13 protein-coding genes are annotated in these 15,640 nt (G+C 52.9%); 9 read left to right on the forward strand and 4 right to left on the reverse strand.

What is annotated here, in order from left to right; translation table 11 throughout:
• The first annotated feature begins 1 nt into the window (after nucleotide 1).
• The 6 genes from aroC to SOJ49_RS06390 all read left to right on the forward strand — a co-directional run bounded on the left by aroC (nucleotide 2) and on the right by SOJ49_RS06390 (nucleotide 6,158).
• Complete coding sequence (gene aroC / locus SOJ49_RS06365; RefSeq protein ID WP_369857397.1) at nucleotides 2-1,117, forward strand: chorismate synthase; 1,116 nt, start codon at nucleotides 2-4, stop codon at nucleotides 1,115-1,117.
• 11 nt (nucleotides 1,118-1,128) lie between these two features.
• On the forward strand, nucleotides 1,129-2,286 hold the full coding sequence (locus tag SOJ49_RS06370; protein WP_369857398.1) for an MFS transporter: 1,158 nt from the start codon (nucleotides 1,129-1,131) through the stop codon (nucleotides 2,284-2,286).
• A 44-nt stretch (nucleotides 2,287-2,330) separates the two neighbouring features.
• Entirely contained in the window at nucleotides 2,331-2,582 is a 252-nt protein-coding gene (locus SOJ49_RS06375) for a DUF6489 family protein (protein WP_369857399.1), read from the forward strand.
• A 258-nt stretch (nucleotides 2,583-2,840) separates the two neighbouring features.
• Nucleotides 2,841-3,233, forward strand: coding sequence for a phasin family protein (locus tag SOJ49_RS06380; RefSeq protein ID WP_369857400.1), 393 nt, complete (start codon nucleotides 2,841-2,843; stop codon nucleotides 3,231-3,233).
• A gap of 76 nt (nucleotides 3,234-3,309) precedes the next feature.
• Nucleotides 3,310-5,112, forward strand: coding sequence for a class I poly(R)-hydroxyalkanoic acid synthase (gene phaC / locus SOJ49_RS06385; protein ID WP_369857401.1), 1,803 nt, complete (start codon nucleotides 3,310-3,312; stop codon nucleotides 5,110-5,112).
• A 173-nt stretch (nucleotides 5,113-5,285) separates the two neighbouring features.
• Nucleotides 5,286-6,158 (forward strand): crotonase/enoyl-CoA hydratase family protein, encoded by an 873-nt coding sequence (locus SOJ49_RS06390; protein WP_369857402.1) that lies wholly within the window; start codon nucleotides 5,286-5,288, stop codon nucleotides 6,156-6,158.
• Between the two features lie 16 nt (nucleotides 6,159-6,174).
• Here the strand turns inward: SOJ49_RS06390 and SOJ49_RS06395 are convergent, their stop codons facing one another.
• Together SOJ49_RS06395 and SOJ49_RS06400 are read right to left on the reverse strand one after the other, a co-directional pair.
• Complete coding sequence (locus SOJ49_RS06395) at nucleotides 6,175-8,019, reverse strand: ABC transporter ATP-binding protein (RefSeq protein ID WP_369857403.1); 1,845 nt, start codon at nucleotides 8,017-8,019, stop codon at nucleotides 6,175-6,177.
• Nucleotides 8,020-8,168: 149 nt separating this feature from the next.
• Nucleotides 8,169-9,095: a LysR family transcriptional regulator gene (locus SOJ49_RS06400; RefSeq protein ID WP_369857404.1), complete on the reverse strand. Its 927-nt coding sequence runs from the start codon at nucleotides 9,093-9,095 to the stop codon at nucleotides 8,169-8,171.
• A 135-nt stretch (nucleotides 9,096-9,230) separates the two neighbouring features.
• On the opposite strand from SOJ49_RS06400, the gene SOJ49_RS06405 reads away from it, so the two are divergent.
• On the forward strand, nucleotides 9,231-10,496 hold the full coding sequence (locus SOJ49_RS06405; protein WP_369857405.1) for a gallate dioxygenase: 1,266 nt from the start codon (nucleotides 9,231-9,233) through the stop codon (nucleotides 10,494-10,496).
• Nucleotides 10,497-10,613: 117 nt separating this feature from the next.
• On the opposite strand, the gene SOJ49_RS06410 is transcribed toward SOJ49_RS06405, so the two are convergent.
• Nucleotides 10,614-11,930: an acetyl-CoA hydrolase/transferase family protein gene (locus tag SOJ49_RS06410; protein ID WP_369857406.1), complete on the reverse strand. Its 1,317-nt coding sequence runs from the start codon at nucleotides 11,928-11,930 to the stop codon at nucleotides 10,614-10,616.
• Nucleotides 11,931-12,277: 347 nt separating this feature from the next.
• Between SOJ49_RS06410 and SOJ49_RS06415 the strand changes: the two genes are divergently transcribed.
• Nucleotides 12,278-13,441: a type III PLP-dependent enzyme gene (locus SOJ49_RS06415; protein WP_369857407.1), complete on the forward strand. Its 1,164-nt coding sequence runs from the start codon at nucleotides 12,278-12,280 to the stop codon at nucleotides 13,439-13,441.
• 160 nt (nucleotides 13,442-13,601) lie between these two features.
• Here SOJ49_RS06415 and SOJ49_RS06420 read toward each other — a convergent pair whose 3' ends face one another.
• Nucleotides 13,602-14,942: an RsmB/NOP family class I SAM-dependent RNA methyltransferase gene (locus SOJ49_RS06420; protein WP_369857408.1), complete on the reverse strand. Its 1,341-nt coding sequence runs from the start codon at nucleotides 14,940-14,942 to the stop codon at nucleotides 13,602-13,604.
• A 134-nt stretch (nucleotides 14,943-15,076) separates the two neighbouring features.
• Between SOJ49_RS06420 and SOJ49_RS06425 the strand changes: the two genes are divergently transcribed.
• A complete protein-coding gene (locus tag SOJ49_RS06425; RefSeq protein ID WP_369857409.1) occupies nucleotides 15,077-15,640 on the forward strand; it encodes a PhnA domain-containing protein in 564 nt (187 codons plus the stop codon).

The raw sequence follows: 15,640 nt of genomic DNA on the forward strand, positions 1-15,640 counted from the left end.
TATGTCTGGAAATAGCATTGGAACACTTTTCACCGTGACCACCTTTGGTGAAAGTCACGGCTTGGCATTGGGTGCCATTATCGACGGTTGTCCTCCGGGCATCGAGCTGAATGAAGACGATCTGCAACGTGATCTGGATCGTCGCAAACCGGGTACGTCGCGTTATACCACCCAACGTCGTGAAGACGATGCGGTGCGTATCCTGTCAGGTGTATTCGAAGGCAAAACCACTGGCACACCGATTGGACTGATGATCGAAAATACCGATCAGCGCTCCAGGGATTATTCCAATATTGCTACCACATTCCGTCCGGCCCATGCCGATTACAGCTATAACCAGAAGTATGGCTTTCGTGACTATCGTGGTGGTGGTCGTTCATCGGCTCGCGAAACCGCCATGCGGGTGGCTGCTGGCGCGATAGCCAAAAAAGTACTGGCTGCAAAAGGCATAGAGATTCGTGGCTATCTGTCCCAGCTGGGTCCTATTGCTATAGATAACAGCCAGTTTGACTGGCAACAGGTGGAGCAAAACCCGTTCTTTTGTCCAGATGCCAGCAAGGTCTCGGCGATGGAAGAGTACATGACGGCATTACGCAAGGAAGGCAACTCGGTCGGTGCCAGAATATCCGTGGTTGCCAGTGGCATGATGCCGGGTCTGGGTGAGCCGGTGTTTGATCGCCTCGACGCCGATCTGGCTCATGCCTTGATGAGCATCAATGCGGTAAAAGGCGTGGAAATTGGTGATGGCTTTGACGTGGTAGCACAAAAAGGCACAGAACATCGTGACGAAATGACACCGGAAGGGTTTCTCAGTAATCATGCTGGCGGTATTCTCGGCGGGATTTCTACGGGTCAGGATCTGGTTGCCCATATCGCTCTGAAACCAACGTCCAGCCTGGTCATTCCGGGGCAGTCTATCGATGTTGAGGGCCACTCGATCGAAGTGGTGACCAAAGGACGTCACGACCCTTGCGTCGGGATTCGTGCCACGCCCATTGCTGAAGCTATGATGGCCATTGTGGTCTGCGACCATTTGTTGCGTCACCGTGGCCAGAATGGCGACGTGTATTGCAGTACACCAATTATTTCTGGACTTGCTGGTCAAACAGGTCACTGACGGAGCTATCGGTGTCTGATACCCATCGCCAGGTTCGCCAACCCCTGGCGATTTTTTATGCGCTGTTTTTCTCGCTGGTTGGCTGTAATGCCCCTTACTGGGGGCCATATCTGCAATCCCTTGGCTTTGATTATGGCGCTATTGGCAGTGCCATTGCTGCTTTCTCCCTGATCCGTATCGTTGCTCCCATGCTCTGGGCTCACTGGAGCCGTCATTTTCAAACGCCCTTGCACATGGCCCGTATTGCCGGGTTGCTGACTGCCGTTTGCTTCAGTGCGATCTGGTGGGTGGATGGTTTCTGGCCGGTGGTGGGCGTTATGTTGCTGTATGGCTTCTTCTGGTCAGCGATGTTGCCTCAATACGAAGTGCTGACCATGCAAGCCATTGCCAACAGCCTGGAAGACTACAGTCGTATCCGCCTCTGGGGGTCGGTCGGCTTCGTGATTACCGTCGCCTTGTTGGGTTGGCTGTTTGAATACATCAGTGTGCAATGGCTGCCTGTGATCATGCTGGTGCTGATGTTGGGTGTGGTGATCAATAGCTGGAGGCTGACACGGATCAGTACGGGTCAGGCTCCGACTGGCGACGGAGCCGGGAGCTCAATCTGGAAATTGTCTGGGCGCTGGCCAGTGATGGCCTTTTTACTGGTTAATCTGTTACTGCAGGTGAGCCATGGGCCGCTGTATACCTTCTTCAGTATTTACCTGGAAGAGAATGGCTACTCATCTGCCAGCGTGGGGTTACTTTGGGCACTGGGCGTGATAGCTGAAGTGATTTTGTTCTGGCGCATGCGGTGGTTGTTACGCTGGCTGAGTTTACGCCACTGGTTGTTGGCCAGCCTGGCGATGACGGCACTGCGCTGGCTCTTGATCGCCGCCTTTCCACAGCAGGTATGGGTACTATTGTTGGCCCAGGTTTCCCATGCATTCACCTTCGCCATGTTGCATGCTGTCTGTATCCGCTATGTCCCGGTGCTGTTTGCTGGCAACCAGGGTAAGGGGCAGGCATTGTATTCCAGTGCCGGATTTGGCTTGGGCGGAGCATTGGGGGCCTGGCTGAGCGGCTATTTTTGGCATTTGGGTGGGGAGCAAGTGTTTATCGGAGCAGCGGCTGTTGCCATTTTGGCACTGATCGTTGCCTGGCAAGGCATGAAAATAGAACTTGAATAAGCAGTATATTATTCAGATTGATAAGAAATAAAAGGAACAAAAATATGAAAATAAATGTCAGTTTTGATTTAACGCCAGAAGAATTTCGCCGGGTTATGGGGTTACCGGACGTTCAGCAATTCCAGCAGGAAGTTTTTAGCCAAATGATGGAAAAAATGAAGTCCGGAGAAGAGGGTTATGATGCCATGTCGCTATATAAACCCCTGTTCAGTGAAAGCATGAATGCCATGACCCAGTTTCAACAGCTGATGTTTGGCATGATGGCCGGAAAAAGCGAAGAAAATTCTAACGAGTGATAGTCAGGTACTATGCGGTTTCACAGTCGTTCTTCTAACAACCGTTAGAACCTAACGGTTGTTATGGGGTAAAATGAGCCATTAAAAGTCATGGTTAGCGCCAAATTTCCGACGATTTAAATAAAATGTGAAATAAGCTGTGATTTGAGGCAACAAAGTCTGTCAATTCTGTTTTTTTGTCATTTAAGTGTAAAACGCCATAGGCTAGTATGGCTGTGGCAATACTTGCTAACCACGACCTTTTGAAGGAGCAAAACCATGCAAGATACCGTCCTGAATGCATTCGCAGAACAAGCGAAAACTATGTATGCGCCTATGTCCAAGTTCAACAGCCTGTTTGTTGAAAACATGGAAAAAATGACTGACTTCCAACTGACCGCCATCAAGAGCTATGCCGAGATGGGTCTGGATCAGATGAAGAAAGCATCTGACGTGAAAGACGCAGAAGGTATGCGTGCTTACACTGCTGCACAGGCTGAAGCTGCCACCTCGCTGAACAAGAAAATCATGGAAGATGCGAAAATTTTCTCTGACATGGCCATGGAGTTCAAATCCCAGGTAGAAGGCATCATGGAAGAGGCTCGCACTACAGCGGCTACTACTGCTACTACTGCAAAGCCAGCGACTAAAGCAGCTACCAAAGCCGCTTAATCCTGGTCGAAGTTTCTGAGGCCACCCAAGGGTGGCCTTTTTTCTTTCTTCTTTTCGGATTATGGGTTTGACAAATATGACCAAGGAAAACTTTGAAGTCGCAGTCGGCGATTTTTACGAGATGTCAGGTCGTCTGGCAGAACAGTACGGACTCTTCTGGGAAAAGGCGGTTGTTCAGCCGACTTCGGGGGAAGACCCAGCCGCGTCTGTATTGTCCGATTTCTCCGCCGCACTGCAGGAAGTCGGTTCAGCGATGCTGGACAACCCCAACAAACTGATTGCTGATCAGATGGATCTGATGAAGCAGCAGCAAGAATTGTATCAAAATACGGTATTGCGCTTTCTGGGACAGACTCCGGATCCAATTATCAAACCGGACCCGTCGGATCGTCGTTTCAAAAACGAAGAATGGGATGAGAATCCGGTTTTTGACTATATCAAGCAGTTGTATCTGATTCAGGGCAATTCTCTGATGAAGATGATCACGGATACCGATGGCTTGAGTGATCATACTCGCCAGAAAGTAGAATACTTTGTTCGTCAGTATATCAATGCCCTTGCTCCCACCAACTTCCCTACCCTGAATCCTGCGGTGATTCGCAAAACCCTTGAAACTGGTGGCTCCAACCTGGCAACCGGTATGGATCATCTGATGGAAGATATGGAAGGCAGTGTCAAGGGATCGCTGAACATCGCGATGACCGATACCAGTGCGTTTCAGGTTGGTCGTAATATTGCCGTTACACCAGGCAAGGTCGTGTTCCAGAATGACGTCATGCAGCTGATTCAGTACGCCCCGTCAACTGACAAGGTATTCAAACGTCCGTTGCTGGTGATTCCACCCTTTATCAATAAATATTACATCCTCGATCTGCGCGAAGATAATTCCTTCCTGAAATGGCTGGTGGACCAGGGCCATACCGTATTCTGCATCTCCTGGGTCAATGCTGGCCCGGAACTGCGCGACAAGGGCTTTGACGATTTTATGCTGGAAGGCCCGATTGCGGCCGTTGATGCCATTCAGAAAGCCACCGGAGAAAAAGAAGTTAATGCTATTGGTTACTGTGTCGGTGGTACCTTGCTGGCAGCGACCATGGCTTACCTCAAGAAGAAACGGAAGGCACCGATCAAGTCAATCACCTTTCTGAATACCTTGCTGGACTTCTCCGAGCCGGGTGAAATTGGCGTATTTATTAATGAAACGGCCATCTCGGCGCTGGAACGCCAAATGGATCTGGTGGGCTATTACGACGGCCGCCAAATGGCGTTCAGTTTTAGCACCTTGCGCGAAAACGACCTGTTCTGGTCATTCTTCGTGAATAACTACTTGATGGGTGAGCGCCCGGCAGCGTTCGATTTACTCTACTGGAATACCGACAGTACCAACCTGCCTGCGGCCATGCACAGTTTCTACCTGCGTAATATGTACCTCTACAACAAGCTGATCGAACCGAATGGTATTACGCTGGATGGTGTGCCAATTGACCTTAGCAAGATCAGTGCACCCAGCTACTTTATCTCCTGTGCTCAGGATCATATTGCCTTGTGGAAGGGTACCTACAAGGGTGCCACGGTACTGGGCGGTCAGAACCGTTTTGTATTGGGAGGATCCGGCCATATTGCCGGTATCGTTAACCCGCCACAAAAGAAAAAATACGGTTACTGGACCAACGACGCTTTGCCGGGTGACGCTGACGAGTGGTATCAGGGTGCCAGTCACAACGAAGGCTCCTGGTGGGTTGACTGGCAAGAATGGATACTCAAGCAGGGCGGCATGGAAGAGGTTGATGCCCGTCAGCCCGGCAGCGATGCCTTGCCAGCTATTGAAGATGCTCCAGGCTCCTATGTGCAACGCCGTATTGCAAAAGTAGCCAAGTAAAACAAGGCATTGAATAAATGCGTTGAATAAATGCCTTGAATAGATGTTGAACGATAATAAAAACGCCGTGCTGTTTATAAAACAACACGGCGTTTTTTTGTTTTCGGTCTCGTACCGCAAAGACATGTTTCTGTACTCTCCGGTCATAGCTCATGACGCTTAGTTATGGAAGTATGGCTGACATATTTCTGCCGGATCCGTATGCCATGACTGCTACTCCCCAACCGACCCGCTCTCCCTCCACACAGCGTGTGAGCTGGGAAGTGAATCAGCATATTGCCGTGGTTTATCTTAACCGTCCCGACAAGTTGAATGGTCTGGATCGGCCGATGTTTCAGCAACTGATCCAGTGCGCCCAGGATATTCGTCGGGATCGTTCGATCCGGGTGGTGGTATTGGCGGCCCGAGGGGATTCGTTTTGTGCCGGGCTGGATTTTTCTGCCGTCAGTAAAGATCCCTGGATGATCCCGCGTTTGTTATTGAAGTGGCCCTGGAGCAAAACCAATCTGGCCCAGCAAATTGCCATGTGCTGGCGTGACTTGCCGGTGCCTGTCATTGCGGTTGTGCATGGCAACTGTTTTGGCGGTGGTTTGCAGCTTGCGCTGGCGGCGGATTTTCGTTTTGCCGCTGTGCAAACGCGCTTTTCCATTATGGAAATGAAATGGGGCCTGATACCGGACATGAGTATTCTGACCAGCCTGACCAATCTGACCCGGCAGGATATTGCCAAAGAACTGACCATGACAGGGCGAGTGTTCAGTGCCGGTGAAGCCCATAACTATGGTCTGGTGACACAGGTAAGTCCGGCACCGTTGCAAGAGGCAATGGTATTGGCAGAACGCTTGGCGCAACAGTCACCGGATGCTGTGGCTGCGACCAAACGGTTGTTTAATCAGGGCTGGAAACGGGGCGAGTGGTCGGCACTACGTCTTGAGCGTTGGTTGCAGTACCGGTTGCTGGGGCGTAGAAACCAGCAAATTGCGATGAAAAACGGTCTGGATAAATCCGCCAAGGAGCCACGGCCCTTTGGGCCGCGCTGCCGTTAAGCGTTAATAACGTGGTTCAGTCTGCGCCAATAAAGCCGCCGGTTTGATGGTCCCAGAGCTGGGCGTAGATGCCCCCCTGATCCAGCAGCTGCTGGTGTGACCCTTGCTCGACGATGCGGCCCTGATCCATCACGATCAGGCGATCCATGGCGGCAATGGTTGATAACCGGTGGGCGATGGCGATGACGGTTTTGTTCTCCATCAGTTTGTACAGGCTGGCCTGAATGGCGGCTTCTACTTCGGAATCCAGCGCCGACGTGGCTTCGTCCATAATCAGAATCGGTGCGTCTTTTAACAGCACTCGGGCAATGGCAATACGCTGGCGCTGGCCACCGGACAGTTTTACACCGCGCTCGCCGACTTGGGCGTCAAAGCCTTTGTTACCATGGGGGTCGTGCAGACCAGCAATAAAGTCCAGGGCCTCGGCTTTACGTGCAGCTTCAATCAGATCGTCTTCGCTGGCGTCCGGGCGACCATACAGAATATTGTCGCGGACGCTACGGTGCAGTAACGAGGTATCCTGGGTAATCATGCCGATGTTGGCGCGCAGGCTGTCCTGGGTGACTTCGGCGATATTCTGGCCATCGATACGAATCGTGCCGCTCTCAATGTCGTAAAAACGCAGCAGCAGATTCACCAGTGTCGATTTACCAGCCCCCGAGCGGCCTACCAGACCGACCTTTTCTCCAGCCTTGATGTGAATATCCAGTTGCTCGAAGACCTGGCGGTGGGTGTCGGAATCGATGCCCTGATACTGGAAGTTGACGGCGTCCAGGTCGATTTTTCCATGGCTGACCGTCAGCGGTTTGGCAGCCGGTGTGTCCAGCACACTCAGTGGTGTTGACAAGGTGTTCATGCCATCGGCGACCGTACCCAGGTTTTCAAACAGGGCACCCACTTCCCACATGATCCACTGCGACATACCGTTAATCCGCAAGGCCAGGCTGACGGCGATGGCGATGGCACCGATACTGATGGCACTGTCCATCCAGAGCCAGATTGACAGCGCCGCCACGGCGAACACCAGCACGTAGTTGATGGATTGCACCATAACGTTGAGGCCGGTGGCGAGTCGCATCTGTTGGTGCACCGAGGTCATGAATTCCTTCATGGAATCGCGGGCGTATTCGGTTTCGCGTTGGCTATGGGAAAAGAGTTTCACGGTCTGGATATTGGTGTAGCTGTCGACAATCCGGCCGGTCATTTGGGAGCGGGCGTCGGCTTGCTCCGCTGCGACCCGTTTCAAACGCGGTACAAAGTAGATCTGGATCAGGATGTAGGCGGCCAGCCAGCCCAGCAGGGGCAGCATCAGACGCCAGTCGGCCACTGCAACGATAGCGACCATGGCAGTGAAGTACACCAGAATGTACACCAGTACATCCAATAGCTTCATGACGGTTTCCCGCACCGCCAGAGCGGATTGCATGACTTTGGTGGCGATTCGCCCGGCAAAGTCATCCTGATAAAAGGCCAGGCTCTGACGTAACAGGTAGCGATGCGCCAGCCAGCGAATTTTCATCGGGTAGTTACCCAGCAAGGTCTGATGCACCAGAGCAGAATGCAGGAAACTGGTTAATGGCATCAGTACCAGGATGACGACGGACATCCAGATCAGGCTGGCGCTTTCGTCCTGCAAAAAAGTGGCGGGATTCTTTTCGGATAACCAGTCGACCAGGCTTCCCATAAAGCCAAACAGGGAGACTTCCAGAATGGCGCCCAGTGCGGTGAGCAGTGACATGAATGCCAGCGGAATTTCAACGCCTTTGCTGTAATGGCGGCAAAAGGCATACAAGCCTTTGGGCGGTTGTTCTGGTTGTTGTGGTGGAAACGGATTGATCAGTCGTTCAAAAAAACTCAGCATAAAGTTAAGACTCGGGCATCTGTCGGGCAAAAGTACTGGGGAAGCAATAGTGGCCATCAACCATCGGTTGCCTCCGAGACATCAAATGCCGCTACCTTAAACCAGCGAGATGACCTTGATAAGTCCATCCGATGGATAGCCTTGTTCGATCAGCCTGCTGGCGGGCCATTTTTTTGCGGCAGTTGTTTGCAGATGTCGCCAAGAAAATCGAGAAACAGCGCGGTTTTGTGCGCCGTGGTGCGGCGGCTGGCGTAGACAGCGGAGATCAGTGAAATGTCCCGGTGAAATTCCAGCCCCGGCAGAATTGGCAGCAGTTGACCATCCTGAATAAAACGGTGGCAATACTGGTCTGGAATCAGACCGATGCCACAGCCTGCGGCGACAGCGTCCCGAACGCTGCAGGGGTCGTTGATTTTGATCGCGCTGGCGGGTGGTTTTAATCTGCCGTTGCTGACGGACGTGCGATAGGGTAACGCCATGTTGGCATAACGTTTTTCAATAACCTGAATATGGTCGGTAATATCTTCCGGGCTGAGTATTTCGTTAGTCAGAGATTGGATATAGCCAGGTGATGCAACACATAATAATTGGCTGGTGTAGAGGTTTTTTAATATCAGTTCAGAGTCCTTGGGTGCGCCTACTACCACCGCGATATCAATACTGTCACGAATAACATCAACACTCTGGCTAGATATGTTCAGCTCCAGTTCGATATCGGGATATAACTGCCGGAAACGGGCCAGGTGGGGCGAAAAGATTTCCCGGCCAAACGACATCGGCATGGAAACCACCAGTTTGCCGGAGGGTTTACCCGATAAGGCCGACATTGCTGCTTCGGTTTCGTGGGCGCGCTCCAGTACCGCCAGCGAATGCTGATAAAAAGCTTCCCCTTCGTGGGTAATACGAAACTGACGACTGTTACGTTCAAACAGGCGCACGCCGAGCCCTTTTTCCAGCCGGGTAATGGCCTTGCTGACCGAGGATTTTGCCATCCCCAGGTAATCAGCAGCAGACGATATGCCCTGGTGTTCGGCAACGGCTAGAAAAATTGGCAAGTCATCGAGGTTCCAGAGCATGGTTGGATCGTAATCCTGTTTGGGTGACGTGTTTTTTTGCGGAAACGATGGGTTTCCTGCTCCGGGGTGTTGCTAGCGGGTCAGGCTGGTTAGCATAGTCGCAACTAAAACAACCATACCAGCAGGAAACAGCATATGGCCACAATCGTGGGCGGCCTTGGCCTGTCTCATTCTCCAACCATTATTTCCGGCAAGCTCAATAACAAGGCTGCCGACCCGGCCTGGAAGCCGATCTTTGATAACTTCGAGGTGGTGCGTGATTGGCTGAAGCAAAAAGATATTGATGCGATATTCATGATTTATAACGATCATATAACCTCTTTTTTCTTCGACCATTATTCCGCTTTTGTCATGGGCGTGGATGATGAATACAAGCCTGCGGATGAAGGTGGTGGTGTTACGCCAATTCCGCCGATTCCAGGCCATGCGGCGCTGGCCCGCCATATTGGCCAGGTGTTGGTAGCGGAAGAATTTGATATGTCGTTTTTCCAGAACAAAGGCATTGATCATGGCTGTTTTTCGCCGCTGTCGATGATCGCACTGGATGAGGATGGCTGGAAAGGTTCCATCGTGCCGTTACAGGTGGGTGTACTGCAGTGGCCGGTTCCCAGTGCTGGGCGCTGTTACAAGCTGGGCAAGGCGTTGCGCCAGGCAATTCAGAGTTATCCGGAAGACCTGCGTGTGGCGGTTGTGGCAACGGGTGGTTTGTCGCATCAGGTACATGGCGAGCGCTGTGGATTTACCAATCAAGCCTGGGACGAAGAGTTTCTTGATTTACTCGAGAGTGATCCTGAGCAACTGACCGAGCTGACGATTGGTGAATACGCCAAACGGGGAGGCTGGGAAGGTGCCGAAGTCATTATGTGGCTGATCATGCGGGGCGCGCTGTCTGATCAGGTAAAACGAGTCCATCGTGCGACCTATTTGCCGTCCATGACTAACATTGCCACGCTGGTACTGGAAGACCAGGGTGAAGATATGCCAGAACCGCAGCAACAGGCGGTACGAGCCAAGATGACACACCAGTTGTCTGGCTCCGAGGAGCTTGAGGGCACCTATCCGTTCAGCTACGAAACCAGCCGCAAGGCATGGCGCATGAACGAGTTTCTGCATGAATTGATTGTCCCTCAGCATCGCCAGGCCTTCCTTGAGGATCCAGAAACGCTGTATGAGCAGTATGGGTTGACGGAGGAAGAGCGCGATATGTTGCGCCATAACCAGTGGATCGAAATGATCCATTACGGGGTGATTTTCTTCCTGATTGAAAAAACCGCAGCGGTGCGCGGCGTATCCAATCCAGAGTTGTACGCCAGCTTCCGTGGTATGTCGCTGGAGGATTTCCAGCAGACCCGCAACGTTGCGATCAAGTATTCGGTATCCCACACCGCTGACAACGAGTAACTGTCTTCGACTTCAGCCACCGGGATCCATCACCGGGTGACTGCTTTGCCGGGGCCTGCTGGCCCCGGATTTTTCATCAAATCGAGCGCATCTGGCCTTCGCTGACGTCATCTGGACTCAGTGGCACAATCCCAACCGGAAAGCGTGCTGCGTCAATTCATCACGGAATTTGGGATGGGCAATACCAATCAGGGCGTTAACCCGTTGCGGTATCGACAGGCCTTTCAGGCAGACATTGCCGTATTCGGTCACGACGTAGTGTGCATCCATGCGGGTATCGGTCACGGTGCCGCCGGTTAATTGCGGCACGATACGACTCAGGCTGTCGCCCTTGGCGGTTGAGTGCAGGGCGATAAACGAACGCCCACCTTCCGAGCCGTAAGCCCCACGAACAAAATCCAGCTGGCCTCCGGTACCGGAAAACGGGTTGCCGAGAATCTGCTCGGCATTGATCTGGCCGGTAATATCAACCTCGATGGCGGAGTTGACCGACACCATGTTGGGATTCTGGCGAATGACGCTGGGATTGTTGACCCAGGAGGCCGGGAAACCCACGATTGAGGGGTTGTCGTCCATAAAATCAAACATGGCGCGATCGCCCAGAGCCAGAGTGAAGACGTGCTTGTGCTGCATAACCCGCTTCACCCGTCCGTTCAGGGCACCTTTCTGAATCAGGTTGACCATGGCCGGGGAAAACAGCTCGGAGTGCAGGCCGAGATTCTGGTGGTGTTCCAGCATGGACAATACCGCATTAGGAACGCCCCCCACGCCCATTTGCAGGGTGTCGCCGTTTTCAATCCGTTCGGCTACCTGTCGGGCAATGGCCCAGTCGATATCTGAAGCCTCAACGTTGGGCACTTCACTGAGTGGTACATCGGCTTCAATCAGGGCTTCAATTTCTGAAATATGTACTGAGCACTCGCCAAAGGTGCGTGGCATGTGGCGGTTCACTTCGACAATGACCTTGCGTGCCTTGCGGATCACCGTGGCACTGTAATCGGCGTTGGTACCAAGGCTGAAGTAGCCATGTTTGTCCATGGGTGACACGGTTACCATCAGGCAATCCGGGGTGATGTTTTCAGTCAGCAAGCGTCCGACCTGGTGAAAGGCAGACGGCACAAATTCGATCCAGGGATGCTCGGCGTTGGCATGCAGGGCCAGGCGGTCGTGGCTGCTCAGAAACAGGCAACGGGGCGTAAATTTGCCGCGCATGGCGGGCGTCAGCAGTTGTTCCTGCAAGGTCGCTGAACCGTGCATGTAGTAGATATTCAGTGCTGGCAGTGTCTCGGCCTTGTAGGCAGCGGCAATCGCCGTAATCAGGGCCGGTGGCATGGCAACCCCCATACCGAGAATCAGATTGCTGCAATCACTCAGCCGCTCCGCTGCCTGTGATGGGGTCAGGCGTTTTTCCTGATAGAGATCGTTCCAGCTCATGGGGCATCCTTTTGGTTTTGCGGGCCAGGTTGAAATATTGATTAACGGGTTTATAGCATTTTCCGGTGACAGTACGGCAGTATCGAAACGATCTGGGTCAAGGTATTGCTGACTTGGTGGTGTCAGGAAAGGGCGTTTTTCATGTCTGCCAAGGCTCGGTAGCGGTGGTATTCAGAGTGGCTCGGCAAGCTGACTGCCGGAGTGTCCCAGGGCTGTTGTAACGATCATGTTTCAAGATCGTCAAGAGAAAAAAAAAGCGCTTTTACTTCTCGAAAATACCCCTATCTTTGCGCCTTCCCGTCAGCACCAACGCTGACTGCTATCATTTCGAGGAGACAACGAGCCAGATGCTCACTCAACCAGAAGACTACTACGACGCCGACACCTTTGCGCGTATCAAAGCCTTTGCCGACAAGCAGGAAACCCCTTGTCTGGTGGTCGACAAACAGCTGTTTGCCCGGCAACTGGATTCTTTGATCCGCTGTTTTCCGTATGCCAAAACCTATTATGCCGTGAAGGCCAATCCGGCCCCTGAACTGCTGGCTATTTTGCAGCAGCGTGGTTGTAATTTTGATGTGGCATCCCGTTATGAACTGGACAAGGTACTGGCGCAGGGCGTTTCTGGCGACCGTGTGAGTTTTGGTAATACCATCAAGAAAGCAGCGGATATCCGTTACTTTTTTGACAAGGGTGTCACGTTGTTTGCGTCCGACAGTGAAGCTGATTTGCGTAACATCGCCCGTGCAGCACCGGGTGCACGGGTGTTTATTCGTATTCTGACGGAAGGTGCGCAAACCGCCGACTGGCCGTTGTCTCGTAAATTTGGCTGTCAGACCGATATGGCACTGGATTTGTGTATTCTGGCTCGTGATCTGGGGCTGGTGCCTTATGGTATTTCATTCCATGTGGGTTCCCAGCAGCGTGAAATTGGCGTGTGGGATTCTGCTATTGCCAAGGTGAAGTGGATTTTTGAGCGGCTGGAAGAAGAAGATGGCATCAAGCTGCAGATGATCAACCTGGGGGGGGGGTTCCCGGCTAATTACATCAGTCGTACCAACGAGCTGGAAACCTACGCTGAGGAAATTACCCGTTACCTGCGTGAAGACTTTGGTGACGAGTTCCCGGAAGTGATTCTGGAGCCAGGCCGTTCGCTGGCAGCTAACGCTGGCGTACTGGTCAGTGAAGTGGTGTTGATCAGTCGCAAGACCCGTTTTGGATTACATCGTTGGGTGTACACCGACATCGGCAAGTTCGGGGGGTTTATTGAAACCATGGACGAAGCCATCAAGTACCCTTTGTATGTCGAGAAAAAGGGTGAAGCAGAAGAGTGTGTGATTGCCGGGCCAACCTGTGACAGTGCCGATATTCTGTATGAAAACTACAAATATGAACTGCCACTGAACCTGGCAATGGGCGATCGTATGTACTGGTTCTCAACCGGTGCCTACACCACTACCTACAGTGCGGTTGAGTTTAACGGTTTCCCCCCGCTGCAATCTTTCTGTATCTGACTGCTATCCGGTAACCGCTGTTCATTAATCATCGCCCGGCTCCGGGCGATGTCTTGCTCTGATGGTGCTTGTACTTTGGTGGCTTATGGTCGCTGTCAGGGTGCGCGCACTGCACACCCTGATTGCCAAGCAGAAGATGACCAACCCGAGTTAGGCAGTATCAGGCCTTGCTGAATACGGCACAGAACATGGTGTCGCTATCCACTAGCGGAGCGCCCAGCAAGGTCTGTTTGACCAGAATAAAGTCCGGGTTGGCTTCGAGGAAGCGGCCACAGACGCTTTCATTTTCCTCGACTTGCCAGCTACAGGTGGCGTAGATCAGACGGCCGTTGGCTCTGAGTGATTTGGCGGCACGATCAAGCAGGTTGAACTGCAATTGATGCAGCTCGCGGGTGTTCTCTGCCGTCAGACGCCAGCGCGCATCCGGGTTCCGGCGCCAGGTGCCGGCATTGGTGCAGGGGGCATCGACCAGAATGCGGTCAAAACCCTGTTGACGGGCAATTTCAATCGGCAGGCGCAGTGGTGCTTCGCCATCCCAGACAAAGTTGCGGATGTTGGCGATGGCAGCGCGTTTGGCGCGTTTTTTTAGCTCATCCAGCTTGTACTGATGCAAGTCGGTCGCAATGACGGCGCCTTTTTTACCCAACGCGGATGCCAGCGTCAGGGTCTTGCCGCCTGCTCCAGCGCAGGCATCCCAGATTTTCTGGCCTGGCTGGACGTCGACCATTTCGCAAATCAGCTGACTGGCGGCATCCTGAATTTCTACCTTTCCGGCCTTGAAGGCATCGCTGCGGATGACGTCATTACCGCCTTCGGCGGCATGAAGTGTATAGCTACGCTCCCCCAGAGTGACCGGGTACTGATGCACAATCACACCATCGCGTTTCAGTGCCCGTTCCAGTGACTCGTCATCCGGTTTGGTCTGGCTGGCCACCTGGCGCAACCACAGGGGTGGGCGGTGGGTTTGCTGCTCGATCCAGTGTTGCAGTGTATCGTCGTTCCAGCCGGATTTTTCAGCTCGTCGCTTGAGGGCCGGTTCCCAGCCTGGACGGAGGCCATGCCAGAGCATAAACAGAGCATTATCCGAGGTATTGGCAACCCGTTGGCGAAACTCGATAAAGTGTTCGCGGCGGGCTTTTTGCTGGGCGACTTCCGGAGTGCGCCAATCGGCTTCACTGCGTAATTGCAGCCAGTGCCAAAAATGTTGCGGTGCTGCCTCGGTGCTATTGTTGGGTGACCAGGATTGATCCCATCCCACCCAATCGTCGAAACCGGGATCCTGAAAACTGTGCTCCAGCGCGTCGGCCAGCTGGCGATAGCGCATGGCGTCCATCATGGCGTTGTCGATCGCCATGCGGTAACCACCATGATAACGCTTCTGGTATTTGGCACGTTGTTTCAGCCAGCGGTCGAGAGGCGGGTGGGGAATGGTGTCTAACCAGTCCTGCCAAACAGTCAGCAGGTCGGAGTAGGTAATCAGAAAGGTATCCTGGTGGGTCATTCGGCGTTCACAGCTGTAAAAAATCGGTGGTCAGTTTACCCGAATATACGGCGTTCGTTGTGCTGTTTTGTTCGCTGACTGGTATTCCCTCATTCATCGGGCATAATGCCCGCTTTTTCTGAAGGGGTAATCCGGTGAGCATTGAACACACTTTGCTGGAACGTAGTGGCCACCGCTGTGAATTGTGCGGAGCGCCAGAGAACTTGTCGCCATGGGCTGTACCGCCACAAGAGCTGGCATCGTCGGATAACCATATTCTGCTGTGTGGTACTTGTCTGGCCCAGATAGACGGTGCCGAGCCGGATCAGAATCACTGGCGCTGTCTGAACGACAGTATGTGGAGTCAGGTGCCGGTCGTTCAGGTCATGGCATTCCGTATGCTGAAGCGTCTGGGTAGCGAGACCTGGGCCCAGGATTTGCTGGAGATGTTGTATCTGGAAGATGATACCCGCAAGTGGGCAGAAGCCGCTGCTGGTGCTGAGGACGCAGAACCCACGCTGGATGTGAATGGTGTGGTGCTGGTTGCTGGAGATAACGTGACGCTGATCAAGGATCTGGATGTCAAAGGCACCAGTATGACGGCCAAACGGGGAACTGCGGTACGGGGTATTTCACTGAGTGATAACCCCAAACACATTGAAGGCCGTGTGAATGGCCAGCGTATTGTGATTATTGCGGCTTACTGCAAAAAATCCTGA

Source organism: Candidatus Thalassolituus haligoni (assembly GCF_041222825.1).
GTDB lineage: Bacteria > Pseudomonadota > Gammaproteobacteria > Pseudomonadales > Oceanobacteraceae > Oceanobacter > Oceanobacter antarcticus.